This is a genomic window from Schnuerera sp., assembly GCF_035459645.1.
Lineage (GTDB): Bacteria > Bacillota > Clostridia > Tissierellales > Tepidimicrobiaceae > Schnuerera.
Genome location: NZ_DATHXO010000410.1, coordinates 1 through 2,242, shown reverse-complemented (window position 1 = coordinate 2,242; position 2,242 = coordinate 1). Strand labels below are relative to the sequence as shown.

General features: G+C 27.5%; 1 protein-coding gene. It reads left to right on the top strand.

Features of this window, described 5'->3' with window-relative positions; all coding sequences use genetic code 11:
* Window positions 1-302: 302 nt before the first annotated feature.
* Window positions 303-2,009 (top strand): IS1634 family transposase, encoded by a 1,707-nt coding sequence (locus VK998_RS09685; RefSeq protein WP_325227928.1) that lies wholly within the window; start codon window positions 303-305, stop codon window positions 2,007-2,009.
* Window positions 2,010-2,242 lie beyond the last annotated feature (233 nt).

The window sequence follows — 2,242 nt, the reverse complement described above, 5'->3', positions numbered from 1 at the left end:
TTTCCTTTATCTAGTACTAAAATCTTATCGCAAAATAAAGAGGAACTCATTCTATGAGAAATATATATGGCAGTTTTATCTTCAACTAGGCTATTAAAGTTTTCATAAATTTCACTTTCTGCTAAGGGATCTAAGGCCGATGTTGGTTCATCTAGTATTACCTTAGTTCTGCAGTGAAAAATACATATAAATCGAAATAAAGCCCTTGGTTATAATGAACAGAGGTAATTTTTTTGTCAAATTTAATATATTTTACTGTTATTCTATGACATTCTATGATATAATATATATGGGTGATGAAAATGTTTTTAAAGAAAGATAAAAGACCTAATGGTCGAATATACTTGTCTATTGTTAAGGGGTTTAGAGATCCTATTACTAAAAAAAATAAACAACGTGCTGTAAAAAGTATTGGTTTTTTAGATGAGTTTGAAGATATCTATGATGATCCAATTGAGCATTTTAAAGACTTAGCTAAAAAGATGACTGAGGAGGAAAAGCTTAATAATGCACCTTTAGAGTTTTCTTTTGATAGATTGGAATCTGTTAATAAAGATGAGGTTTTAAGAAAAAACTTTGGATTTGTGATTTTAAGCTATATTTATCATAAGTTAAATATTGACTACTTTTTAGATAATAAGCAGCAAAGTTTAAATATTGATTTTTCTCTTAATAAAATTTTACAAGCCTTAAGTTTTTTAAGGGTAATGGAACCTTGTTCTAAAAAGAAGTCTACTGAATTATTAGAAAGATATTTTATGGACTCTGATTTTTCAATTGATGATGTTTATAGATCTTTAGATTATTTTTGTAAATACAAGAAGGATTTAATTTTACATATTCATGAATATATTAGGTGTGAATATGGTAGAAATCTTGATAATGTTTTTTATGATGTTACTAATTATTATTTTGAATCTGATGAAGATGATTTTAGGAAAAAAGGTGTTTCTAAAGAACATAGGCCTAATCCTTTGGTTCAAATGGGTCTATTAATGGATGATGAAGGTATTCCTATTTCCTTTAAATTGTTTGAAGGCAATACTAATGATTGTACTACTTTAATGCCTGTTCTTGATGAACTTAAAAGAGATTTTAATTTAGGTAGAGTTATTGTGGTTGCAGATAAGGGTATGAACTCAGGAGAGAACATTGCATACAATGTTATACATAAAAATGGATATATATACTCAAAATCTGTTAGAGGTGCAGCTAAAGAGGTAAAGGAATTCGTTTTAAACGATAAAGGATACAAAGATATGGGCGATGAGTATAAATTTAAATCAAGAGATGTTAATACTAATATTTGGGTTACTAATGCTAAAGGGAAAAAAGTTCAAGTTGACATTGACCAAAAGCAAGTTGTATTTTATTCTGAAAAGTATGCAAGAAAAGCTAGGAAAGACAGACAAAAAGTTTTAGATAAAGCTAAAAAACTCATTGGATTAAAAAAGGGTAGTTTGAATAAAGGTGCTTACAAGTATATTAAAGATGAATATTTAGATAAAGAGACTGGTGAAATTTTAAAAAAAGATGATTATTTATACATTGATGAAAAAAGAGTTGCAGAAGAAGAAAAATATGATGGATATTATTTAATTGTCACTAGTGAACTAAACATGCCTGATAGGGAGGTTATTGAGCGTTATAAAGGTCTTTGGAAGATTGAGGAAAGCTTTAAAATCACTAAAAGCCAATTTAAGTCCAGACCTGTTTATCTTAGAAAACAGAATCATATTGAAGCACACTTTTTCATATGTTTTTTAGCTTTAATTCTGATTAGATTATTAGAAAAAGAAACAGATTTTAAATTTAGTATTTCTCAATTAATTGATTCTATTAAAAATTTAAGTGTAACTTATCTTGATGAAAATTATTATATGCTAGACTATGTAGACGATGTATCTAAGACGTTTTCAGAGATTTTAAATACTGATATTACAAAGAGATTTTGGAGGCAAAGTGACATCAAAAATTTAATTGCAAATTCCAAAAGAAAAGACCTATAGTATTACACTTTTCTGTAATTATTAAAGGCCCTAAAACATTGGATTTCCAAGGTTTAGGGGCTTTATTCTTTAATTTTGCTGCAGAACTCAAGATTTTAGGTTTATTTATTAAAAATATACCATATTTAACCTTATTTTTGTTTAATTCGGTACGAATGGTAGGAAAAACGGTACGAATAGCAAAAATAAAAGGTAGATTTGTAAAAATCTAACTTTCCTTTCCTAATGGCTTT

Bases quoted from the DNA above. Each gene is read 5' to 3' on its own strand.
- VK998_RS09685 (WP_325227928.1), top strand. From the start codon at position 303: ATGTTTTTAAAGAAAGATAAAAGACCTAATGGTCGAATATACTTGTCT.